The organism is Mycobacterium sp. NGS54 (assembly GCF_059812465.1).
This window is the reverse complement of the sequence record NZ_JCALCS010000009.1, coordinates 256,079-279,900: the sequence shown is the minus strand read 5'-3', so window position 1 is coordinate 279,900 and position 23,822 is coordinate 256,079. Positions and strand designations below refer to the sequence as shown.

The following is a 23,822-nucleotide window of genomic DNA, read 5'->3' as shown; positions in this document are numbered from 1 at the left end:
ACCCTGGCCGGCGGGCGACCGGCCGCGCCGGGCCGGCGTGTCGTCGTTCGGGATCAGCGGAACCAATGCCCACGTGATCGTCGAGGATCCTCCCGCGCTGGAAGGCGCTGCGGTTGAGCGGGATACGCCCCGGGACACCGTCGTGGTGCCCTGGGTGTTGTCCGCTCGTTCGCCCGAGGCGCTGGGGGTGCGGGCCAAGCGGCTGCTGGCGCGGGTCAGCGCCGACGAGGGTCTGGGCGTGACCGATGTCGGGTGGTCGTTGGCCACGACGCGCTCCACATTCGAACATCGCGCCGTGGTGGTGGGTGACGACCGCGAGACCATGCAGCTGAGCCTGGTGCAGCTGGCCGCGGGCGACCCCGGCCCGGATACGGTGGCCGGGCGGGCCCGGGCGGTGGGCAAGACGGTGTGGCTGTTTCCCGGTCAGGGCTCGCAGCGCCTGGGGATGGGCGCGGCGCTGTACCGGCGCTTCCCGGTGTTCGCCCAGGCCTTCGACGAGGCCGCGCAGGCGCTGGACGACCACCTGCGGTTGCCGCTGCGCCAGGTGGTGTGGGGCGATGACACAAACCTGTTGGAAAGCACCGAGTTTGCCCAGCCGGCATTGTTTGCCGTCGAGGTCGCGCTGGCCGCGCTGTGGCGGTCCTGGGGCGTGGTGCCCGACGTGGTGATGGGCCATTCCGTCGGGGAGATCGCGGCCGCCCATGTCGCCGGGGTGTTGTCGCTGGCCGACGCGGCCAAACTGGTGGCCGCGCGAGGCCGGTTGATGGGCGCACTGCCCGCCGGCGGGGTGATGGTCGCCGTGGCCGCCGGCGAGGCCGAGGTCGTGCCGCTGTTGACCGAGGGCGTCGGCGTGGCGGCGGTCAATGGGCCTAGCGCCGTGGTGATTTCGGGCGAGCAGGCCGCGGTGGACGCGGTGGCCGACCGGCTGGCCCGGCAGGGCCGGCGGATACACCGGCTGGCCGTCTCGCACGCCTTCCATTCGCCGTTGATGGAGCCCATGATCGAGCGGTTCGCGGAGCTGGTCGGCCAGGTGGCGCCGGCCGAGCCGCGGATCTCGTTGATATCCAACGTGACCGGTCAGTCGGCCGGTCCGGGGTACGGCTCGCCGGACTACTGGGTCGAGCATGTCCGCGCGCCGGTGCGCTTCGCCGACGGCGTCCAGCTGGCCGAGACGCTCGGGGCCGGGGTGTTCCTCGAAGTGGGTCCCGGCAACGCGCTGACGGCGGCCGTGGCGCAGTCGTTGACCACCGAGGCGCTCGCGGTGGTGAGCGTCGCCAAAGACCGGGCCGAGGTCGAGTCGCTGGTCACCGCGGCGGCACGGCTGTTCGCCGCCGGGGTGCGGGTGGATTGGGCGGCGACGTTCGCCGGCCTTGACCCGCAGCGCGTCGACCTGCCCACGTACCCCTTCCAGCGCCGCAGGTTTTGGCTGTCGGCGGAGATGGTGGGCTCTCGTGACGTCGACGGGCTGGGCCTGACCGGGACCGACCATCCCCTGCTGGGTGCCGTCGTGGAGCGGCCCGATTCGGGCGAGGTGGTATTGGCGGGCCGGTTGGCGCTGGCCGCGCAACCGTGGCTGGCCGATCACGCGGTGGGCGGAGTGGTGCTGCTGCCCGGGGCGGGCTTCGTCGAGTTGGTGCTGCGCGCCGGCGACGAGGTCGGCTGTTCGGCGATCGAAGAGCTGACGTTGTCGGCGCCCCTGGTGTTGCCGGCAACCGGCGGGGTCCAGGTGCAGGTGGTGGTGGGGGTCGCCAGCGAGTCGGGCTCGCGCAGCGTATCGGTGTATTCCTCTGGCCCGCAATCGGATTCGGGATGGATGCTGCACGCCGAGGGCGTGCTGACGACGAGGCCGGTGGGGCCGATCGTGGATTCCTCGGCGTGGCCGCCGGCGGGCGCGGTCGCCGTCGACGTCGGCGGCGCCTACGAGCGGCTGGCCGGGCGCGGCTACGGCTACGGCCCGGCGTTTCGGGGGCTGCGGAGCGTGTGGCGGCGCGGGACCGAGATCTTCGCCGAGGTCGCCGTGCCACAGGACGCCGGAGTGGCGTTGGGAGGCTTCGGGATTCATCCGGCATTGCTCGACGCGAGCCTGCACGCGCTGGGCATCGGCGGCGACCAGGCCCAGATCGTGCTGCCGTTCTCCTGGCAGGGTGTGACCTTGCACGCCGCGGGCGCGGCGCACGTGCGGGTCCGGATTGCGCCCGCCGGGCCGGGGGCCATGTCGCTGGAGATCGCCGACGCCGCGGGGCTACCGGTGTTGTCGGTGCGCGAGTTGGTGGTTCGCCCGGTGTCGCCCGAGCAGCTCGCGGCGGCGGCCCGTCCCGGCGGCGGCCTGCTCGAGGTCACGTGGTCCCCAATCTCGTTGGAAGGCGATACCGTCGGCCCGGCGGAGGTATGGGAATGTGCCGCCGGCAACGGGAATGCGATGGAGTCGGTGCACGCGGCCACCGCGGAGGCGCTGCAGGTGTTGCAGTCGTCGCTGGCCGCGGATCGAAGTGGCCCGTTGGCGGTGTTGACCCGTGGGGCCGTGGGGCTTTCCGGCGAGGACGTCACGGACCTGGCCGGCGCGGCGGTATGGGGTTTGGTGCGTTCGGCGCAGGCCGAACATCCGGGCCGGGTGGTCCTGGTCGATTCCGACGGGTCGCTCGACGTCGAGTCGGTGATCGGCTGTGGCGAGCCGCAATTGGTGGTGCGCAACGGCGCCGCCTACAGGGCGCGGCTGACCCCGGTGGACGCGGGCCCGGTGCTGGACCTTCCGGCGGGCGAATGGCGGCTCGCCGCCGGAAGCGGGGGCACGCTGGAGGACCTGGTGGCCGAGCCGTGCCCACGGGCGGAACTGGCCGCCGGCCAGGTGCGCGTCGAGGTCGCCGCGGTCGGCGTGAATTTCCGGGACGTGCTGGTGGCGCTCGGCATGTATCCGGGCGCGGCGCAGTTGGGCGCCGAGGGCGCCGGGGTCGTCGTCGAGGTCGGCCCGGAGGTGACCGGCCTGGCCGTCGGCGACGCGGTGATGGGGATCCTGGGCCTGGCGGGCTCCGAGGCGGTCGTGGATCAGCGGTTCGTGGTGCCGGTGCCGTGGGGCTGGTCGCTCACCGACGCCGCGGGTGCGCCGGTGGTGTTCTTGACGGCGCTGTACGGGTTGTCGGTGCTGGCCGGAGTGCGTGCCGGGCAGCGGGTGCTGGTGCACGCCGCGACCGGCGGCGTTGGCATGGCGGCCGTCCAGCTGGCCCGGCACTGGGGCGCGGAAGTGTTCGTCACGGCCAGTCGCGGCAAGTGGGACACGCTGCGCGCCATGGGGTTTGACGAGGACCACATCGGCGACTCGCGGTCGCTGGAATTCGAACGGAAGTTCCTGGCTACCACCGGCGGGGCCGGAGTGGACGTGGTGCTGAACTCGCTGGCCGGGGAGTTCACCGACGCGTCGCTGCGGTTGCTGGTGTCCGGCGGGCGCTTCATCGAGATGGGCAAGACCGATCTGCGGGACCCGCAGGCGATCGCGGCGCACCATCCCGGCGTGAAATACCGGGCGTTCGACCTGATGGAGGCCGGCCCGCAGCACATCCAGGAGATGTTGGTCGAGCTGGTCGGGCTGTTCGAGGCCGGCGCGTTGCGGCGGTTGCCGCTGACGGCCTGGGACGTGCGCCGCGCCGTCGAGGCCTACCGGTTCGTCAGCCAGGCCCGCCACATCGGCAAGGTGGTTCTGACCCTGCCCGACAGGCCGGGCGTCGGGCTGGCCGGCGGCACGGTGTTGGTCACCGGCGGCACCGGCACGGTCGGCGGGCTGATGGCCCGGCATCTGGTCAGCCGGTACGGAGTTCGCCATATCGTCTTGGCCAGCCGTCGCGGCCAAACCGCCGGCGGCGCCGACGAATTGGTGGCCGACTTGACGCGGGCGGGTGCCACGGTGCAGGTGGTGTCCTGCGACGTGAGCGATCGCGCGGCGGCCGCGGAGTTGTTGGCGGGGCTGTCCGAGCGGCCTCCGTTGAGCGCGGTCATCCACGCGGCCGGGGTGCTCGATGATGCGGTGATCGCTTCGTTGACGCCCGAGCGCATCGATACGGTGTTGCGGGCCAAGGCGGATGCGGCGTGGAACCTGCACGAGCTCACCCGGGACCTGAATCTCGCCGCGTTCGTGGTGTTTTCGTCGATGGCCGGGGTGGTGGGCGCCCCGGGTCAGGGCAACTACGCGGCGGCCAACAGTTTCCTCGACGCGCTCGCGGCGCACCGGCGCGCGCGCGGGCTTCCCGGGTTGTCGGTCGCCTGGGGGCTCTGGGAGCAGGATTCCGGCATGACGCAGCATCTCGGCGATCGCGACAAGGCCCGGATAAGCCGGGTGGGGCTGGCCCCGTTGTCCGCCGAGCAGGCGTTCGAGCTCTTCGACACCGCCCTGCTGGGCGAGCACCCCGTCGTCGTGGCCACCCGGCTCGACCGGGACGCGCTCGCCCGCAGCGGCGCGGCGCTGCCACCGCTGTTGAGCGCCTTGGCCAACCGTCCCGCCCGACGCGTCGTCGACCACGTCGAGATCGCGATGGCGTCGACGGGCCTGCGGGCGCGGCTGGCGGGCCTGACCCCCGAGCAGCGCCACCGCGAACTCGTCGATCTGGTGTGTGGCAACGCCGCGACGGTGCTCGGTCACAGCAGCACGGAGATCGACGGCGAGAGCGCCTTCCAGGATCTCGGGTTCGATTCGCTGACCGCCGTCGAGCTGCGCAACCGGCTCAAAAATGCGACGGGACTGACCCTTTCGCCGACGCTGATCTTCGACTATCCGACACCCGCCGCGCTGGCCGAGCAGCTCGACGCCCAGCTGGCCGCCGGCCCCAGCGCCGAGCAACCGGATTCGATGGCCCGCTTCAACGACGTCATCCGCGAACTGCAGTCGCTGATCGACCAACCCGACCGCGATCCCGAAGACAAGAAACGCATGACCGCCCGCATCGAGATGCTACTGACCCTCAGCACCGCCCAATCGGATCCCGCCGCGCACGACGACCTTTTCGACGACGACATCAAAACCGCCACCGAGAGTGAACTGTTCGCCATCCTCGACGAAGAATCCGGCCCCTGACCGTGCGACCGGCAGACGTAGCGATCATCGGGCTCGCCTGCAGGTTCCCGTCCGCCGCCAACCCCGCAGAACTCTGGCGGGTGCTGCGCGACGGACTGGAAGTCACTCGCGTCGCCGAGGGGCAAACCCGCCGAGAAGGGCTGCTGGACAACGTCGCCGAGTTCGACGCGGACTTCTTCAACGTGTCGCCGCGCGAGGCCGCCGCGATGGATCCCCGCCAGCGGCTGGCGCTGGAGCTCGCCTGGGAACTTCTCGAGGACGCGTTTTTCGTTCCGGAGACGCTGCGCGGCGAACGAATCGCCGTCTACCTCGGCGCGATGAGCGACGACTACGCGGTGCTGACGCTGGACACCGCCGACCATGTCGACCATCACTCCTTCGCCGGGATCAGCCGGGCGATGATCGCGAACCGGATCTCCTACGCCCTCGGTCTGTACGGCCCGAGCATGACGATCGATTCCGGTCAGTCCTCGTCGCTGGTGGCCGTCCATGCCGCGGTGCAAAGCCTGCGGTCGGGCGAATCGAAGCTGGCGATCGCGGGCGGCGTCCACCTGAACTTCGCCGGCGAGACGAGCCTGCTGGAACGGGAATTCGGCGCGGTGTCGGCGTCGGGCCACACCTACGCGTTCGACGCCCGCGCCGACGGGTACGTGCGCAGCGAGGGCGGCGGGTTGGTGCTGCTGAAGCCGTTGCACGCCGCCCTCGCGGACGGGGACCGCATCCGGGCGGTGATCCCCGGCAGCGCGGTCGGCAACGCCGGGCACACCGCCGCCGGACAGACCGCGCCGTCGGTCGCGGGACAGGCCGACGTCATCCGCCGCGCCCTGGGCGACGCGGGGCTGCACCCGGGCCAGTTGGAGTATGTCGAGGCGCACGGCACCGGCACCGAGATCGGCGACCCCGTGGAGGCGAACGCGCTGGGGGAGGCGATCGGCACGCTCCGGCACCATCCGCTGACGGTGGGGTCGGTGAAGACCAACATCGGTCACGCCGGTGGCGCCGCCGGCATCGCGGGTTTGCTCAAGACGGTGCTGGCTATCGAAAACGCCGCCATCCCCGCGAGCCTCAACTACGCCACTCCGAGAATCGATCTGGACGGCCTCGGGCTGCGCGTCAACACCGCGCTGACCGCCTGGCCGGCCGGGGAGGAACCGCGCCGCGCGGGGGTGTCCTCGTTCGGCATGGGCGGTACCAACGCGCACGTGATCGTCGAGGAGGCGCCCGCGCAGCCGCCCACCCCCGGGGCCGAACGCGAGAACGGGCCGACGGCGTGGGTGCTGTCGGGCCGTTCGGAGCGCGCGTTGGCGAACCAGGCCGCGCGGCTCGCTGCCCACGTGACCGGGGATGCGCGGCTCGACGCGAACGACGTGGCGTGGTCGTTGGCGACGACGCGCTCGGTGTTCGAGCATCGGGCGGCGCTGATCGGCACCGACCGCGAGACCCTGGCGGCGGCGCTCGCCGGAGTGGCGCGCGGCGAGCCGCGTCCCAACGCGATCGCCGGCCGGGCGCACGCTCCGGGCAAGACGGCGTTCGTGTTTCCCGGTCAGGGCGCGCAGTCGCTGGGCATGGGGGCCGAGCTGTACGCCCGGTTCCCGGTGTTCGCAGCGGCTTTCGACGAAGCCGCCGCGGCACTGGACGACCGGCTGCGCGATGTGATGTGGGGCGATAAGCCGAAGTCGTTGGACGACACCGAGTTTGCGCAGCAGGCCTTGTTCGCCGTCCAGACGGCGCTGGTGGCGCTGCTGCGGCACTGGGGTGTGGTCCCGGACGTCGTGATGGGCCATTCGGTGGGCGAGATCACCGCCGCCCATGTTGCGGGCGTGCTGTCGCTGCCCGACGCGGCGAAGGTGGTGGCGGCGCGGGGGCGGTTGATGGCCGGGCTGCCCGCCGGTGGCGCGATGGTCGCGATCACCGCCGGCGAGGCGGAGGTGGGGCCGCTGCTGACCGACGGCGTGGCCATCGCGGCGGTGAACGGCCCGGACTCGGTGGTGATCTCGGGCGCGGAGGCTCCGGTCGCCGCCATCGCCCAGACCCTGGCGGACCGGGGCCGGCGCTCCCATCGGTTAGCGGTCTCCCACGCGTTCCACTCGCCGCTGATGGAGCCCATCATCGACGCCTTCGAAGCCGCGATCGCCGACATCTCCCCGAAGGACCCTCGAATACCGTTGGTTTCCAATGTGTCCGGTCAGCTCGCGGAGCCCAGGTACGGGACCGCGCGCTATTGGGCCGAGCATGTGCGCCGTCCGGTGCGCTTTGCCGACGGGGTGCGTGCCGCGGAGGCGTCCGGGGCCGGCGTGTTCGTCGAAGTCGGTCCCGGCGGCGGCCTGAGCGCCGCCGCGGAGCAATCCCTGGCGACCGAGCATCCCGTCGCAACCGTCACGCTGGCCAAGGATCGCGCGGAGGTGGAGTCGCTTCTCATCGCGGCCGGCCGGCTGTTCACCACCGGCGTGCCGGTCGACTGGAGCGCGGTGCTGCGGCGCGGCCGGCGCGTCGCGTTGCCCACGTATGGGTTTGTGCGCCGAAGGTTCTGGCTGGGCAGCGGTACCGACGCGCCACGAACCATTCCCGACGAGTCGGCCGAGCGCCTGCGGCAACTGCCGCCCCGCGAGCGCCGGCGCCAGCTGACCGAGCTGGTTTGCGCCCATGCGGCGGCGGTGCTGGGACACTCGGACAGCCACGCGGTCGACCCGGACCGCGCCTTCCAGGATCTTGGGTTCGACTCCCTGACCGGGGTCGAACTCCGCAACCGCCTCAAGGCCGATACCGGGCTGGCGTTGTCACGCACGCTAGTCTTCGACTATCCCAATCCCGCGGCATTGGCGGACCACCTGGCTCAACAACTGCTCCGCGGCGGGCCGGAAGAGTCCGATGACGAAAAGGTTTGGTCGGCGCTGAGAAAGATTCCGCTTCATGAACTTCGCCGGACCGGATTGCTCGACAAATTATTGGCGCTGGCCGGCGACCCCGAAAAGTCGCTCGCCGATTCAACGGTCACCGACGATGCTATCGACTCGTTAAGCCCCGACGCGCTAATTGCGCTGGCGCTTGACGCAAACAAAGAAAATGACGCTCCGTGATGAATCCCTCACTGGCGGAACTGATTACGTGAACTGACGGCCCGAGTAATTTGACGTACGTTGAATATCAACGTCTTTGCGATACGGGGTCAAAGCCTTAGACTTTCCACGGTAACGAGCAGTTCTCAGCCCCGGGTGAAAGTGATGGCTTTCAACCGGCCATGACGAAAAGGGTGGGGCATGAGCGTTGTTGCGGGCGTGTTCGGCGCGCTGCCACCGTATCGGTATAGCCAGAGCGAGATCACCGATCTATTCGTCGAGTTTCCGGGGCTGAAGGAACACGAGGAAATCGTTCGGCGCCTGCACGCCGCCGCGAGGGTGAACAGCCGCCATTTCGTTCTGCCGTTGGAGCGCTATCCGACGCTGACCGACTTCGGCGAGGCCAACGCGATCTTCATCGACGCCGCCGTCGACCTCGGTTGCCAGGCGCTGCTGGGGGCGCTCGAGGAGGCCGGCATTCAGCCGGAAGACGTCGACATGATCGCCACCACGACGGTCACCGGGATCGCGGTGCCGTCGCTCGACGCCCGCATCGCCGGGCGCCTCGGCCTGCGCCCCGACGTGCGCCGGGTGCCGCTGTTCGGGCTGGGTTGCGTGGCCGGTGCCGCGGGCGTGGCCCGGTTGAACGACTACCTGCGCGGCGCGCCCGACGGCGTCGCGGTCCTGGTTTCGGTCGAGCTCTGTTCGCTCACCTACCCGGCCGTCAAACCGACGGTGTCCGGGTTGGTCGGCAGCGCGCTGTTCGGTGACGGCGCGGCCGCGGTGGTGGCGGTCGGCGACCGTCGCGCCGAGCAGGTTCGCGCCGGCGGGCCCGACATTCTCGATTCGCGCAGCCGCCTGTACCCCGACTCGCTGCAGATCATGGGTTGGAACGTCAGCTCCTCGGGGCTGCAGCTGGTGCTGTCCCCGGACCTTACGACGCTGATCGACCGCTACCTGGCCGACGACGTCAACGGATTCCTCGCGACTCACGGGCTCACCAGGGACGACATCGGCGCCTGGGTCAGCCATCCGGGTGGCCCCAAGGTCATCGACGCCATCACCAGGGCCCTCGAACTCGGGCCCGACGCCCTCGAGCTGACGTGGCGCTCACTGGGCGAAATCGCCAACCTGTCGTCGGCCTCGGTGCTGCACATCTTGCGCGACACCATCGCCAAGCCGCCGCCCAGCGGAAGTCCCGGGCTGATGCTCGCGATGGGTCCCGGGTTCTGTTCCGAGCTGGTGCTACTGCGCTGGCACTAGGCGAGCCGACGCGACTCACGGCACCAGGTCGACGACGTCGACGGCCAGTCCCGGCGCCGGCGACAGCGCGGCCAGGTTGTGCGCGCGGATCCGCTGCGCGGGTAGCCGCAGCGTGGTCCGGGCCACCAGCCTTGCGAGCATCACGGTCATCTCGGTGGTGGCCATGACCGCCCCGATGCACCGGTGCAGGCCGCCGCTGAACGGAATGAATTCGTGCGGTGCGGGTTTGCGGTAGCCCGGCGAGCCGGCATCCCAGCGCGACGGCCGGAATTCCGTTGGCTGCGGCCACAGCTCGGGCAGGCGGTGCGTGACGTACGGGCTGAAGATCAGCAACCGGCCCGCCGGAATGCGATGCCCGTCGAACGTCAGGTCGCGCATCACCTTGCGCGCGGAGATGACGCCGGGCGGGTACAGCCGCAGCGTCTCGTGCACGACGCCGTTGAGGTAGGTCAGCGCGTCCAGGTCGCCGGCGCCGGGGACGCGCGAGCCGAGCACCCGGCGCACCTCGTCGGCGGCGGTGTCCCACGCGCCCGGCAGGGACAGCAGCGTGTAGATCGCCCACGCCAGCGCGCCGCTGGTGGTCTCGTAACCGGCGGTGATCAGCGAGATCACGGCGTCACGAATCTCGTTGTCGCTCAACGCGTAACCCTCATCTCCGCGACCGTTGATCAGCATGGTCAGCATGTGGTCGTCGGGCCTGGGATCCGCGCGGGCGGCGCCGATCTGCGCGTCGACCAGGTCATCGATGCGTTGGCGGGCCGCCATCGCCCGACGCCAGGCGGGCGACCGCATCCGTCGCTGCAGCGCCACCACCTGCGGAAGCATGTGGGTCAGGTCCAGCAGGGGCTGCAGTTGCTCACCGAGGAAGTCGGAGTGGACGGCCATGCGTTGGCCGAACAGGCTTTCGGCGGTGCTGCGCCGGACCGCCGAGCGGCATTGCCGATAGATGTCCAGTCGCTGCCCGGGCCGCCAACCGTCGATGACGGCGTCGACGTTGGCGACCATGGTTCGCACGTAGTCCTGGATCTGCCGGTGACGCAGCCCGGGCGCGACGACGCTGCGCCGGCGCCGGTGGTCGTCGCCGTCGCTGACGATCAGCGCGGTGGGCCCGTCGACGATGGCCAGGTTCTCGAACGTCTCCCGCCAACTGAACGCGTCGGCGTTGGCAAACACAAACTTGTTTGCCTCGGGGCCCAGCAGGTAGGTGTAGCCGTGCCGGCCGACACCGGAGTTGATCACCGGTCCCCGCCACCGGTACAGCGCCAACAACGCCTCCCCGGGCGGGTAACGCACCGGCCGATAGGCGCTCATTCGAGCAACTCCGATAGCTCCAGCCAGCGGCTCTCCGTCGCGGCGACCTCACCCTCCAGGCCGCGCAGCTCTCCCGTCAGCCGCGACAGGCCGACGTGATCGGACTGGTCGTGCTCGGCGAGTTCGTGGTGCTTGGCCTCGATCCGCTCGGCGAGCCGGGCGAGCTGACGGTCGACCGAGGCCAGCTCCTTCTCGGCCGTGCGGCGCTCCGCTCCGGACATCCCCGAAATGGGCGCCGGCGCAGCCGAGGTCGAGGCCGCACCCGCCCGACCGGCCGCCAGCCGCAGGTACTCGTCGATGCCGCCGGGCAGATGCCGCAGCCGACCGTCCAGGATCGCGTACTGCTGATCGGTGACCCGCTCGAGCAGGTAACGGTCGTGCGAGACGACGATCAGGGTGCCCGGCCACGAGTCGAGCAGGTCCTCCACAGCGGTGAGCATGTCGGTGTCGACGTCGTTGGTGGGCTCGTCGAGCAGCAACACGTTGGGCTCACTCAGCAGCGTGAGCATCAGCTGCAGCCGGCGCCGCTGGCCCCCGGACAGGTCGCCGACGCGCGCGGACAGCTGCCCGCGGCCGAACCCGAGCCGCTCCAGCAGCTGGGCCGGGGTGACCTCCCGGCCGTCGACCTCGTAGCCGCCGCGCAGCCCGCCCAGCACGTCGGCGATCCGGTCGCCGGCCAGCGCGTCCAGCTCCTCGCCCCGCTGATCGAGCACCGCGAGCCGCACGGTCTTGCCGCGCTTGACGCGACCGGAATCGGGCGCCACGGTTCCGGCGATCAGTCCCAGCAGCGTCGACTTCCCGGCGCCGTTTGCCCCGACGATGCCGGTGCGTTCACCGGGCGCGATCCGCCATTCGACGTCGCGCAGCACCGGCCGGTCGCCGAACGAGACCGACACGTCGAGCAGGTCGACGACGACTTTGCCGAGCCGTGCGGTCGCCAGCTTGGCCAGCTCGACGGTGTTGCGCAGCGGCGGCACGTCGGCGATCAGCTGGTTGGCGGCGTCGATCCGGAACTTGGGCTTCGACGTCCGGGCCGGCGGCCCGCGCCGCAGCCACGCGAGCTCCTTGCGCATCAGGTTTTGCCGCTTGGCCTCGGCGGCGGCGGCCACCCGGTCGCGTTCGACGCGCTGCAGTACGTAGGCCGCGTAGCCGCCCTCGAACGGTTCGACGATCCCGTCGTGCACCTCCCACGTCGTGGTGGCGACCTCGTCGAGAAACCAACGGTCGTGGGTCACCACCAGCAGCCCGCCGCTGTTGCGCGCCCACCGCTCCCGCAGGTGGGTGGCCAGCCAGGTGATGCCCTCGATGTCCAGGTGGTTGGTGGGCTCGTCGAGGGCGATCACGTCCCATTCGCCGATCAGCAGTCTCGCCAGCTGCACTCGTCGGCGTTGCCCGCCGCTCAGCGTGGAAACCGTTGCGTCCCAGGCGATGTCGGAGACCAGCCCGCCCACCACGTCGCGCACCCGCGCGTCGCCGGCCCACTGGTGCTCCGGTTGATCGCCGACCAGCGTCCAGCCCACCGTGCGGTCCGGGTCCAGGGTGTCGGCCTGGCTGAGCGCGCTGACCCGTAGCCCGCTGCGGCGGGTGACCCGTCCGGCGTCGGGCCGCAGCCGGCCGGTCAGCAGGCCCAGCAGGCTGGACTTGCCGTCGCCGTTTCGCCCGACGATGCCGATGCGCGCGCCGTCGTTGACGCCCAGTGTCACCGACTCGAAGACGACCTGAGTCGGATATTGCAGACGTATGCCCTCGGCTCCCAGTAGGTGCGCCACCGGGCAATTATTCGAGGGTCAGCAGCGCGTGATCGACGTGGGTCCGCGTGTCGGGCGACGCCTTGCCGGCGACGGCCTCCAGGAAGCGGGCGGCGAGGTCGCGGACCTTGAGGTTGGTTTCCTGCGACCGCCAGGCCAGGATGTCGAACGCGCGATCCGCCGAGATGCCGTAGGCGCTCATGAGCACGCCCTTGGCCTGCTCGATCCGGGCGCGGGCGTCGGCCACCGCCTCCAGGACGTTGGTGATGTCGGAGTGCAGCGAGTCGGTGACGTCGACGTAGAACCCCGACGTGCCGACCAGCGCGCCGGTGTCATCGAGCATCCGGTCGCCCGCGACGACGACGCAGCGGGTGTGCCCGGCGCTGTCGATGATGCGGTGCCGGCTGCTGAACGGCTTGCCGTTGACGACACGGTCCAGGACGGCGGCGACGCACTCGCGGTCCTCGGGGTGCTTGTGCTGCAGCAATAGTTCGGTGGTGGGCTCGACCTGCCCCGGCTCGTAGCCGTGCATGCGCGCGACGGCATCCGACCATTCCCAGCGCTGGCCGTCCAGGAAGAACCGGAACCTGCCGACCCGCTGCGGCTCGCCCAGGCCCAGCACCAGGTCGAGCGCGCCCAGCCCGCGGTCCTGTACCACCTCGGACATCACCGCTTCGGGCGGCGAGCTGCCGTCCCGCCCATTGCGACGCTGACCGGTGTCGTCTTCGAAGTTCACAGCCATCGCCCGTCTCCCCGGAATTCCTGCGGTTTTGCCTTATCGATGCCCGTTTTCGGGCACGTTCAAGCATGCCGCGGCGGCCCAAATCCCCGCGGTCAGTTCACCCGGTACGGCTCGGCGTCGCCGTGTTTGAGCTCCAGGCCCAGCCCGGGCCGCTGCTGATCCGGCCGCAACGCCCCGCCGTCGGGGGACAGGGCGCCGTCGAACAGCATGTGCTCGATGCGGTGGTGGTCGTGGAAGTACTCCAGGTGGCGCAGGTTGGGAATCGCGGCGGCGACGTGGGCGTGCAGGTTGGGCGCGCAGTGGCCCGACACGTCGACGTGGTAGGCGGCGGCGACGGCCGCGGCGCGCAGGAAATCGCTGATGCCGCCGCAGCGGGTGACGTCGATCTGCAGGCAGTCGACCGCATCGGCCGCCAGCATCCGGCGGAAGTACGTGAGGTCATAGCCGTATTCGCCGGCGGTGACGTCCGGCGTCACCTGGTCGCGCACCTCCCGAAGCCCGGCGAGGTCGTCGGAGGACACGGGTTCCTCGAACCAGGTGACGTCGTGGTCGGCCATGGCGTGGGCGACCCGGATCGCCTGCTTGCGCCGGTAGCCGCCGTTGGCGTCGACGTAGAGTTCGGTGTCCGGCCCGATCACGCTGCGCGCGAAGGCTATTCGATCCAGGTCGCGGCGCTCGTCGGAACCCGACGACTCGCCGATCTTGATTTTGACGCGCGGGATCTTCCAGTCATCGACCCAGCGCTCGAGCTGGGCGCGGGCGGCGTGTTCGTCATAAGTGGTGAAGCCGCCGCTGCCGTAGATCGGCACCTCGGGATGCGCCACGCCGAGCAGCCGGCACACGGGGATGTCGAGCAGCTTGCCCTTGAGGTCCCACAGCGCGGTGTCGACGGCCGAGATCGCGCAGGACGCCAGGCCCGGCCGCCCGCTGTTGCGGACCGCCCGGACCATCGAGTCCCACGCGCCGGCGATGTCGAGGGCGCTGTGTCCCTTGACCGCGCTGGCCAGCGGCCCGGTGATCAGCTGGCGGCAGGCGCCGGCGGCGTAGGTGTAGCCGAGCCCGCGCCGGCCGCCCGCGACCACCTCGGCGACGATCAGCGTGGTCGACGACCAGGCCAGGGTGCCGTCGGCTTCCGGCGCATCGGTGGGGATTTCGTACACCTGCGCGGTGACCTCGTCGACGCAGGCGTCCAGGTGCGTTGGCATGGCGCCCCCTAGGTGGGCAGGACGGCGGCGGGCAGGGTGCGCCGGGCGATCGGCGCGGCGATCCGATGCCGAAGGCGGGCGAGCGCGGCGAGCCGATCGTCGGTCGGGGACTCCGCGAGGGCGGGCGCGCGCCGGGCCTCGGCCGCCCCGGCTACCGCGAACACCCCGGCGACCGCGGCGCTGAGCAGCGTCAGCCGTCGCGACCGGCGGTCGATGGCAGCCCAGGCCAGCATCGAGACGGCGTGCACGAAATCCACCTCCGCACCCAATGCCAGGCACGCGGCGTCGGGCCGAACGTCGGTGACCGCCGCCTGCGTCAACAGCCGCGCCCCCAGGATGCGGGTCACCGCTCGCTCCCGGCTGGTCGCGGGCTTGCCGGACGCCCGCCGCAGCAGCGGACTCGGCGCGGCGAGGAGCACTAAGCCGTAGACGGTGCGCGCCCAGGCGGTCATCGCGCCCGCCGCAGCGCCAGGAGCGCGCCCAGCCCGACTCCCAGCGCGCCGCCGGCGACGGGATGGCGGGAGAGCCAGGCCTCCGGGCTGTGTGCGTGAGCCTGGTCGTCGAACTCGCCGCGCGCGCCGTGGTCGCTGCCGGGCTCCTCATCGACGGGTTGCCAAAGATTATGCGGCCGTTGGCCATTCGTGCGCTCCTCGGTCTGCTGCGAGTCGTAGCCGGTGCGGCCGAGATAGCGATCCAGCAGCGGGGCGAGGAACTTCTGCCCGATCAGCGTGACCGCGGTGCTGTCGCCGACCCAATACTGTTTGCGCTCCGGGTGATCGGCGGCATAGACGACGCCGCGCGCCGCGACCTCCGGCTGATAGATCGGCGGCACCGGCTGGGGATGGCGCGGCAGCCGGGACAGCACCCAGGAGAACTGGGGGGTGTTGACCGCGGGCATCTGCACCAGGGTGATCTTCACGTTGGAGCCCTCGTGCAGCAGCTCGCAGCGCACCGATTCGGTGAACCCGTTGACGGCGTGCTTGGCGCCGCAATAGGCCGACTGCAGCGGGATCGACCGCTCGCTGAGCGCTGAGCCGACCTGCACGACGGTGCCGCGATCCCGCGGCCGCATCTTGGCCAGCGCCACCATGGTGCCGTGCACGTAGCCGAGGTAGGCCACCTCGGTGACGCGTTTGAATTCCGCGGCGCTGATCTCCCAGAACGGCGCGAAGACGGAGGTGAACGCGACGTTGACCCAGGTGTCGATGGGCCCGAACGTCAATTCGGCCTCGTCGGCCGCGGCGGCCACGGCCGAATAGTCGGCCACGTCGGTCGGGATAGCCAGCGCCTTGCCGCCGCCGGCCTCGACGTCGCGCGCCGCGCCCTGTAGCCCGGCGGCACCACGGGCGAGCAGGGCGACGTTCGCGCCGCGCCGCGCGAACAGCTGGGCGGTGGCGCGGCCGATGCCGGCGCTGGCCCCGGTGATAACGATTGTTTTTGAAGTCGCTGTCATTGTCCGAATCTCCTTTCGTTCAGTCGGGGTGGACGGCCGCCTCGGCCAGGGTGGCCGTGCATTCCAGCAGCAAGGCATGCGCGAACGCCTGCGGCAGGTTGCCGCGGAGCTGGCGCTGCCTGACGTCGTATTCCTCGCACAGCAACCCCGGCGGGCCGCAGGCGGCGCGGTTGCGTTCGAACCAGCGCATCGCGCAATCGGCGTGGCGCAGCTGGTCTTCGGCCAGCGCCATCATGAATCCGCACAGCAGGAACGCCCCCTCGGCGTCGCCGAGCTCACGCTCGTCGTGCCGGAAGCGGTAGACGTAGCCGTCGCGGGCCAGTTCCCGGCGAACGGCGTCCAGCGTCGCCCGGGTGCGGGGGTCGTCGGCCGGCACCGCGCCGCGCACCGGCGGCAACAACAACGACGCGTCGACTCCGGTCAGCCGCGGGCTGCGCTGCCAGTAGCCGCGCGGGTGCACGCAGCTGGACGCGGTGTCGGCGAGGACCGCGTCGGCCAGCGAAGCCGAGCCGGCGACCTCGGGGCCCGCGCCGGCCGCCTTCGCGATGGCGCGCAGCCCGGCCACGCACGCCAGGCGGGACTGCGTCCAGCGCTCGTCGTCGATTTCCCAGACACCGGCATCCGGTTCGCGCCAACGCTTTTCGATCGCGGCGATGGCGGTCTGGGCGGCGCGCCAACCCTCGGCGTCGAGCCGGTCGGCGCTGGCCGCACGGGCCAGCAGCTGCAGTGCCTCGCCGAAGACATCGAGCTGGAATTGCTGGTTGACCCGGTTGCCGACCTTGTCGGCGCCGCCCGGGTAGCCGGGCAGGTCCAGGGTCTCCTCGCCGGGCACCGAACCGCCGGTGACGGTGTAGGCGGGTTTGAGGTGCGGACCGTCCTCGAGCAGCCGGGCCCCGACGAACTCGACCGCCTGGTCGAACAGTTCGGTCGCGCCGACGGCGCCCGCGGCCAGGCCGGCGTACACCTGGTCGCGGATCCAGGCGTAGCGGTAGTCGTAGTTCTGGTTGGTGTGCGCCCGTTCGGGCAGACTCATCGTGGCGGCGGCGACCATGCCGCCCCCGCTGCTGGTCAGCCCGCGCAGCACGGCGTAGGAGTGGCGCGCGTCGCGGGGCGCGATGGTGCAGTCCAGCCCGGGCACGCTGCGGTGCCACGCGGCCGCCGTGGCGTCCCAGGCGATGTCGGGGTCGGGCGGCCGGTCGGGGAGCGCGCGTTCGGAGAGCTCCAGCACCAGGTCGTGGTGCCGGCCCTCGTCGAGGGTGATCTCGGTGGTCAGCAGTTCGCCCCGGCCGTGCGCCGACCGCGGGGTGCGCGCGTCTGCGCCGCCCGACCACCGCCACCGCAACGGCCCCGACCGCCCGCTCCAGAACCCGTCGTCGCAGCGGAGCTGGCCGGGACCGTGGCGGCCGAACCCGGCGCTCGGCGCCAGCAACGCCCGCAGGCGCGACTTCCCACGGCAGCCGATCAGCCGCCGCAGCAGCACCACCCGGTCGGGTTCGCCGGGGAAGGCCAGCGCCTCCCGGCACTCCATGATGGCGTCGCGGGTGATCCAACGGCTGCGCCAGATCAAGGTGCCCGGCTCGTAGTAGCCGCCCCACACACTGCGCACGTCGGTCGGGGTGATCGCGTAAACCCCGTCGCCACCGATCAGGTTGGAAAACACCGCGTCGCAGTCCCACCGCGGTGCGCACAACCATGCGACGTCGCCTTGCGGTCCGATCAGCGCGCCGCGTTCGCCGTCGGCCAGCATCGCGTATTCGCGCAACACCCGGGGCGGGAAGGCCGCCTCGACGTCGATCGTCTGCTCAGCCACGGAACCCAGCAGTCCTGACCATCGAGCCACCTCCAAAAAGCAAGCACGGTCCGCCGTACCCGGAGAACGGGTTGAGCGCCCAGCTGCGTCTTTCAACCGAGGCGGCCCCGACGACACGCGCACATGCGTCGCGACCCTTGCGCCTCGGAAAGGTACCCGGTTTCAAGGTGGGTTAACCATCGGATTTTGGCCGCGCCGGGGCTCACGTCGCTCCGGTTACCGGCGTTGGGGCGCAACGCAATTCGCCGCTGCCAACTTCTCGTCGCGGCCCGTCGAGACGGCGGGCGGCCTCCGGGTCCCGTTTCGACTCCGCCAACCGGGTCAATCCTCTCCCTCTGGGAAGGACCGGATGATGGGCAGTGCAAATAATGGGCTTCAGGCCGAGCCTTATCTGAAGGTGTGGGGCGCCGAAGAAGCATTCCGCAGCGGGCAGCGAGCGGAACGGGCGCGGCGGGACGCGAGCTCGGCACAGCGATCCGCGGCTCACAGCATGGACAAGTCCGCGGACAGCCACGAACGGACCGCGAAGGCCTACGAGGAAGCGGCCAAACACAGCGTTCTCGCCAAGGACGAATACCGGCAACACGCGGCTCGCCACCGCGATTACGCGCGGGAGGATCGCCGGATGGCCGAGCGGCTGCGGCGCATGGCGGAGAGCGGCTGGGCCGGAGACGCCGACGACTGACGCTGCGGCGCGCGGCAACCCGGGGTTAGGCGCGGACATCGCCGCGCGCGGCCCTCGTCGGCAAACAGGCTGACCACAACAGCCGAGGGGGCTGATGTGCCATGATGGCGGGGCTGTCAAGAGTCAGGGAGCGGCGGTGGATCTCAATTTTTCGATGGTCACGCGCCCGGTCGAGCGTCTGGTGGCCACGGCACAGAACGGGTTAGAGGTCTTGCGGCTGGGGGGCCTGGAAACCGGCACGGTGCCGTCGCCGTCCCAGATCGTCGAGAGCGTGCCGATGTACAAGCTGCGTCGGTATTTCCCGCCGGACAGCCGGCCGGGGCAGCCGCCGGTCGGCCCGCCCGTGCTGATGGTCCACCCGATGATGATGTCCGCGGACATGTGGGATGTCACGAAGGAAGACGGCGCGGTGGGGATCCTGCACGCCGCCGGGCTGGATTGCTGGGTCATCGACTTCGGGTCGCCGGACAAGGTCGAGGGCGGCATGCGCCGCAACCTGGCCGACCACATCGTCGCGCTCAGCCAGGCCATCGACACGGTCAAGGACGCCACCGGCAGTGACGTGCACCTGGTCGGGTACTCGCAGGGCGGCATGTGGTGCTATCAGGTCGCCGCCTACCGTCGTTCGAAATCCCTCGCCAGCATCGTGGCGTTCGGGTCGCCGGTGGACACCCTGGCCGCCCTGCCGATGGGCATCCCGGCAAACTTCGCCGCACCCGCCGCCAACTTCATGGCCGACCATGTCTTCAGCCGGCTGGCCATCCCGAGCTGGATGGCGCGCACGGGTTTTCAGTTGATGGACCCACTCAAGACGGCCAAGGCCCGGGTGGACTTCGTGCGCCAGCTGCACGACCGCGAGGCGCTGCTGCCGCGCGAACAACAGCGCAGGTTTCTCGAGCGCGAGGGCTGGATCGCGTGGTCGGGCCCGGCGATCTCCGAACTGCTCAAACAGTTCATCGCGCACAACCGCATGATGACCGGCGGCTTCGCGATCAACGGCCAGATGGTCACGCTCACCGACATCACCTGCCCGGTGCTGGCCTTCGTCGGCGAGGTGGACGACATCGGGCAGCCCGCCTCGGTGCGCGGCATCCGCCGGGCGGCGCCGAACGCCGAGGTCTACGAACGCCTGGTCCGCACAGGCCATTTCGGCCTGGTCGTCGGGTCCCGCGCGGCGCGGGAGAGCTGGCCCACCGTCGCCGAATGGGTCCGCTGGCTGTCGACGGGCGGGGACAAGCCGAGCGGCATCGACCTGATGGCCGATCAGCCGGTCGAACACACCGACAGCGGTGTCGCGCTGAGTTCCCGGATTGCGCACGGCCTCGGGGAGGTCTCCGAGGCGGCGCTGGGGGCGGTGCGCGGCGCGGCCGGCACGGTCGTCGCCGCCAACAAGTCCATGCGCACCCTGGCCGTCGAGACCGCCCGCACGCTGCCGCGGCTGGTCCGGCTCGGACAGATCAACGACCACACCCGCATCTCGCTGGGCCGCATCATCGAGGAGCAGGCGCAGAACGCCCCGCAGGGCGAGTTCCTCTTGTTCGACGGGCGCGTACACACCTACGAGGCCGTGAACCGGCGGGTCAACAACGTCGTCCGCGGCCTGATCGAGGTCGGGGTGCGGCAGGGCGACCGCGTCGGCGTGCTGATGGAGACCCGCCCCAGCGCGCTGGTCGCCATCGCGGCACTGTCGCGGCTGGGCGCCGTCGCGGTGGTGATGCGGCCCGACGCCGACCTGGCCGCATCGGTGCGACTCGGCGGCGTCAGCGAGATCCTCACCGACCCGACCAACCTCGACGCCGCGCGCGACCTGCCGGGGCAGATCCTGGTGCTCGGTGGGGGCGAGACGCGCGACCTGCACCTGCCGCACGACTCCGACGTCATCGACATGGAGCAGATCGATCCGGACGCGGTCGCGCTGCCGGCCTGGTACCGGCCCAACCCCGGATTGGCCCGCGACCTGGCGTTCATCGCGTTCACCGCGGCCGGCGGCGAGTTGGTGGCCAAGCAGATCACCAACTACCGCTGGGCGGTGTCGGCCTTCGGGACCGCCTCCACGGCCGCCATGGACCGCCGCGACACCGTGTATTGCCTGACGCCGCTGCACCACGAGTCCGCCCTGCTGGTCAGCCTGGGTGGCGCGGTGGTCGGCGGCACCCGGATCGCGCTGTCGCGCGGGCTGGACCCGAAGCGGTTCGTCCAGGAAATCCGCCAGTACGGCGTCACGGTGGTGTCCTACACCTGGGCGATGCTGCGCGACGTCGTCGACGATCCCGCCTTCGTGCTGCACGGCAACCATCCGGTGCGCCTGTTCATCGGCTCGGGCATGCCGACCGGTTTGTGGGAGCGGGTGCTCGACGCGTTCTCGCCCGCCAACGTCGTCGAATTCTTCGCCACCACCGACGGACAGGCCGTGCTGGCCAACGTGTCCGGGGCGAAGATCGGCAGCAAGGGCCGCCCGCTTCCCGGCGTGGGGCGCGTCGAGCTCGCGGCCTACGACGCCGAACACGACCTGATCCTCGAGGACGACCGAGGCTTCGTGCAGGTCGCCGAGCCCGTCCAGGTCGGGGTGCTGCTTGCCCAGTCCCGCGGGCCCATCGACCCCAGCGCGTCGGTCAAGCGCGGGGTCTTCGCGCCGTCCGACACCTGGATCTCCACCGAGTACCTGTTCTACCGCGACGGGGACGGCGACTATTGGCTGGCCGGCAGGCGCGGCTCGGTCGTCCACACCGCGCGCGGGCCGGTGTTCGCCGAACCGGTCACCGACGCGCTGAGCTGCATCAACGGCGTGGACCTCGCGGTGACCTACAACGTGCCGATGGGCGACCGCCAGCTGGCGGTCGCGGCGGTGACGCTGCTGCCCGGGGCCAGCATCACCGCGGCCGACCTGACCGAGGCCGTCGCGAAAGTCCCCATCGGGGTGGGGCCCGACATCGTGCAGGTGTGCCCCGAGATGACGCTGAGCGCCACCTACCGGCCCACCGTCAGCGCCCTGCGCGCGGCCGGCATCCCCAAGTCGGGACGCCAGGCGTGGTATTTCGACGCGAACAGCAACGAGTTCCGCAAGCTGACTCCCGGGGCGCGGTCCGCGCTGAGCGGCGCCCAGTGATGCTCGACGACGTCCTGCTCAGCATCCTGGTGTGCCCGGCCGACCGGGGTCCGTTGGTGCTCATAGGCGATGAACTGCTCTACAACCCGCGGCTGCGGCGCGCCTACCGCATCGAGGACGGCATCCCGGTGCTGCTGATCGACGAGGCCAGCGACGTCGACGACGACGAGCACGAACGGCTCATGGCACGAGCCCGTCCGTCAGCTCCCCGGTGAGGTAGCGCTGCAGGTTCGGCGCCATGGTCCGCGCGATCTGATCGGCGGGCAGCGACGCGAACGGCTCGAATCCGAGGATGTAGCGCGCCATCACCACGCCCACCAACTGCGACGCGACGAACTGGATGCGGATGTGACCGGTGCCGGGCGGGTCGTCGACGCGCGGGCCCATCTCCACGGCGATCACGTCCTGGATGAATGAGCGGAAGAGGTTGACCTCCGAGCCGGCCAGGATCGACCGCAGCGTGGCGATGAACGCCGCACCGATCTCGGAGTCCCACAGCTGCAACAACATTGACGGCAGCGTGTAGCCGAGCTCTTCGATCGGCACCTCTTTCAACCGGCCGATGACGTCCATCGGGTCGATCGGGATGTGCACGGCCGCGGCGAACAGCTTCTCCTTGGTGCCGAAGTAGTGATGCACCAACGCCGAATCGACGCCGGCGAGCGCCGCCACCGCGCGAATCGACGTGTTGCGGATCCCGTTGCGCGCGAACAACTCCCGGGCACTGGCGAGGATCCGATCGCGGGTGTCCGAGCCACCCGCCGGCCGCCCCGGGCGTCTGCGCCCGGTGTTGGTGGCCGTCACCCTAGCTTGTCCGCCGCCGCAGCGTCGCCGCCGCCAGGCACAGCGCCGCGAGCGCGAAACCCATCACGACGACGATGTCGCGCACCGCGATGAAGGTCAGTTCGCTGTGCGCGCCCACCTGCTGCAGCGCCTCGAGCGCGTAGCTCGCCGGCAACACATTGCTGATCCACTGCAGCCAGTGCGCCATCAACGCGCGCGGCACGATGATGCCGGCCAGCAGGAATTGGGGGACCATCACCAGCGGGATGAATTGCACGGCCTGAAACTCGGTGCGCGCGAAGGCGCTACACAGCAGGCCCAGTCCCACGCCCAGCACCGCGTTGACGATCGCGATCACGAACACCCACACCGGGCTGCCCGCGGTGTCGAAGCCGAGCAACCAAAACGACACGATGCAGGCCAGGATCGCTTGCACCGCCGCGGCGATCGAGAACGCGGTGCCATAGGCGATCAGCATGTCGAGCCGGCGCAGGGGAGTGGTCAGGATGCGCTCCAGTGTCCCGGAGGCCCGTTCGCGCTGCATGGTGATCGAGGTGATGATGAACATCACGAAGAGCGGGAACAGGCCCAGCAGGATCAGGCAGGCGTTGTTGAACGGTGACGGCATGCCCGGCCGGTGCGGGGCGTTCTCGAACATGAAGTACATCAGCGTGATGACCAGGATCGGCACGAACAGGATCAGCGCGACGCTGCGGTGATCGGCGGCCAGCTGGCGCAGGATGCGCGTCGTGGTGGCCGCGTAGCCCTTGAGCCCTAACCGGCCTGGAGCTTCGTGCTGCGCCTGATGATGGACAGAAACGCGTCCTCCAGTGACGGACATCCGGTGTCCTCTCGTAGTCGGGTCGGGGTGGTGTGCGCGACGAGGTGGCCCTCGCGCATCAGCAAGAGGTCGCCGCAGTGGTCGGCCTCGTCCATCACGTGGCTCGAGACCAGCAGGGTGGTGCCGGTGCGGGCGAGCTCGGTGAACTGCTCCCACAGGTCGACGCGCAGCACGGGGTCCAGGCCCACGGTCGGCTCGTCCAGCACGAGCAGCTCTGGCCGGCAGACCAGCGCGCACGCCAGCGACGCGCGGGTGCGCTGGCCGCCGGACAGGTTGCCGCAGAAGGCGGTTCGATGGTCGGTCAACCCGACCCGCTCGATGGCCGCGTCGGCGGCGCGGTTGTCGAAGCCGTACAACGCGGCGAAGTAGCGGACGTTGTCCACGATCCGCAGATCGTTGTAGATGGTCGGGTCCTGCGGCATGTATCCGACGCGGCGGCGCAGGGCCGGGCTACCGGCCGGGCGGCCCAGCACCGTGACGGTGCCCGACTTGACGATCTGGGTGCCGACGATGCAGCGCATCAGGGTGGTCTTGCCGCAGCCGGACGGCCCGAGCAGCCCGGTGATCGTGCCCTTGGCGATCGTCACCGAAAAGTCGTGCAGCGCGGGGCGTTTACCGCGGACGACGCGCAGATGCTCGATGTTGACCGCGGGGGCGTGGCCCTTCGCCAATAATTCATCACTCGATGAACTCATCACGTGATGAATACTCCGCTCCTGATGGGTCGATGTCAAGGCCGGCTTCGCCGCCGAACGTGCAA

At 70.6% G+C, this 23,822-nt stretch carries 16 protein-coding genes; 6 read left to right on the top strand and 10 right to left on the bottom strand.

Features of this window, described 5'->3' with window-relative positions:
- From AC5Y5E_RS28020 to AC5Y5E_RS28010, 3 genes are all read left to right on the top strand, one after another.
- Positions 1 to 5,059: SDR family NAD(P)-dependent oxidoreductase (locus AC5Y5E_RS28020; protein ID WP_499906859.1), on the top strand; the 5,059-nt coding region annotated here is incomplete at its 5' end.
- A gap of 2 nt (positions 5,060 to 5,061) precedes the next feature.
- Entirely contained in the window at positions 5,062 to 8,136 is a 3,075-nt protein-coding gene (locus AC5Y5E_RS28015) for a type I polyketide synthase (RefSeq protein WP_499906857.1), read from the top strand.
- Positions 8,137 to 8,316: 180 nt separating this feature from the next.
- Positions 8,317 to 9,378, top strand: coding sequence for a type III polyketide synthase (locus AC5Y5E_RS28010; RefSeq protein WP_499906856.1), 1,062 nt, complete (start codon positions 8,317 to 8,319; stop codon positions 9,376 to 9,378).
- 15 nt (positions 9,379 to 9,393) lie between these two features.
- On the opposite strand, the gene AC5Y5E_RS28005 is transcribed toward AC5Y5E_RS28010, so the two are convergent.
- The 7 genes from AC5Y5E_RS28005 to AC5Y5E_RS27975 all read right to left on the bottom strand — a co-directional run bounded on the left by AC5Y5E_RS28005 (position 9,394) and on the right by AC5Y5E_RS27975 (position 17,647).
- Positions 9,394 to 10,671, bottom strand: coding sequence for a cytochrome P450 (locus tag AC5Y5E_RS28005; protein WP_499906900.1), 1,278 nt, complete (start codon positions 10,669 to 10,671; stop codon positions 9,394 to 9,396).
- Positions 10,672 to 10,685: 14 nt separating this feature from the next.
- Positions 10,686 to 12,458, bottom strand: a complete 1,773-nt coding sequence (locus AC5Y5E_RS28000) for an ABC-F family ATP-binding cassette domain-containing protein (protein ID WP_499906855.1) — start codon at positions 12,456 to 12,458, stop codon at positions 10,686 to 10,688.
- Positions 12,459 to 12,465: 7 nt separating this feature from the next.
- Complete coding sequence (locus tag AC5Y5E_RS27995; RefSeq protein ID WP_499906853.1) at positions 12,466 to 13,179, bottom strand: PAS and ANTAR domain-containing protein; 714 nt, start codon at positions 13,177 to 13,179, stop codon at positions 12,466 to 12,468.
- A 92-nt stretch (positions 13,180 to 13,271) separates the two neighbouring features.
- The gene (locus AC5Y5E_RS27990) at positions 13,272 to 14,384 is read right to left on the bottom strand and encodes an enolase C-terminal domain-like protein (RefSeq protein WP_499906851.1); all 1,113 of its coding nucleotides are present in this window, start codon (positions 14,382 to 14,384) and stop codon (positions 13,272 to 13,274) included.
- Positions 14,385 to 14,392: 8 nt separating this feature from the next.
- Positions 14,393 to 14,836, bottom strand: coding sequence for a hypothetical protein (locus tag AC5Y5E_RS27985; RefSeq protein ID WP_499906849.1), 444 nt, complete (start codon positions 14,834 to 14,836; stop codon positions 14,393 to 14,395).
- A complete protein-coding gene (locus AC5Y5E_RS27980) occupies positions 14,833 to 15,837 on the bottom strand; it encodes an SDR family oxidoreductase (RefSeq protein WP_499906848.1) in 1,005 nt (334 codons plus the stop codon). The genes AC5Y5E_RS27985 and AC5Y5E_RS27980 overlap by 4 nt, the downstream gene beginning before the upstream one ends.
- A gap of 19 nt (positions 15,838 to 15,856) precedes the next feature.
- Complete coding sequence (locus AC5Y5E_RS27975) at positions 15,857 to 17,647, bottom strand: glycoside hydrolase family 15 protein (protein WP_499906846.1); 1,791 nt, start codon at positions 17,645 to 17,647, stop codon at positions 15,857 to 15,859.
- A 352-nt stretch (positions 17,648 to 17,999) separates the two neighbouring features.
- On the opposite strand from AC5Y5E_RS27975, the gene AC5Y5E_RS27970 reads away from it, so the two are divergent.
- The 3 genes from AC5Y5E_RS27970 to AC5Y5E_RS27960 all read left to right on the top strand — a co-directional run bounded on the left by AC5Y5E_RS27970 (position 18,000) and on the right by AC5Y5E_RS27960 (position 21,653).
- Positions 18,000 to 18,332: a hypothetical protein gene (locus AC5Y5E_RS27970; RefSeq protein ID WP_499906844.1), complete on the top strand. Its 333-nt coding sequence runs from the start codon at positions 18,000 to 18,002 to the stop codon at positions 18,330 to 18,332.
- Between the two features lie 94 nt (positions 18,333 to 18,426).
- A complete protein-coding gene (locus tag AC5Y5E_RS27965; protein ID WP_499906842.1) occupies positions 18,427 to 21,438 on the top strand; it encodes an acyl-CoA synthetase in 3,012 nt (1,003 codons plus the stop codon).
- Positions 21,438 to 21,653 (top strand): Trm112 family protein, encoded by a 216-nt coding sequence (locus AC5Y5E_RS27960; RefSeq protein ID WP_499906840.1) that lies wholly within the window; start codon positions 21,438 to 21,440, stop codon positions 21,651 to 21,653. The genes AC5Y5E_RS27965 and AC5Y5E_RS27960 overlap by 1 nt, the downstream gene beginning before the upstream one ends.
- On the opposite strand, the gene AC5Y5E_RS27955 is transcribed toward AC5Y5E_RS27960, so the two are convergent.
- Genes AC5Y5E_RS27955 through AC5Y5E_RS27945 form a run of 3 tightly spaced genes read right to left on the bottom strand, consistent with a single transcriptional unit; the run spans position 21,619 to position 23,760 of the window.
- Positions 21,619 to 22,242 (bottom strand): TetR/AcrR family transcriptional regulator, encoded by a 624-nt coding sequence (locus AC5Y5E_RS27955; RefSeq protein ID WP_499906838.1) that lies wholly within the window; start codon positions 22,240 to 22,242, stop codon positions 21,619 to 21,621. The two genes, AC5Y5E_RS27960 and AC5Y5E_RS27955, sit on opposite strands and share 35 nt — an antisense overlap.
- A 1-nt stretch (position 22,243) precedes the next feature.
- Positions 22,244 to 23,062: an ABC transporter permease gene (locus tag AC5Y5E_RS27950; RefSeq protein WP_499906836.1), complete on the bottom strand. Its 819-nt coding sequence runs from the start codon at positions 23,060 to 23,062 to the stop codon at positions 22,244 to 22,246.
- Entirely contained in the window at positions 22,996 to 23,760 is a 765-nt protein-coding gene (locus AC5Y5E_RS27945) for an ABC transporter ATP-binding protein (RefSeq protein ID WP_499906834.1), read from the bottom strand. Before AC5Y5E_RS27945 ends, AC5Y5E_RS27950 begins: the two co-directional genes overlap by 67 nt.
- Positions 23,761 to 23,822 lie beyond the last annotated feature (62 nt).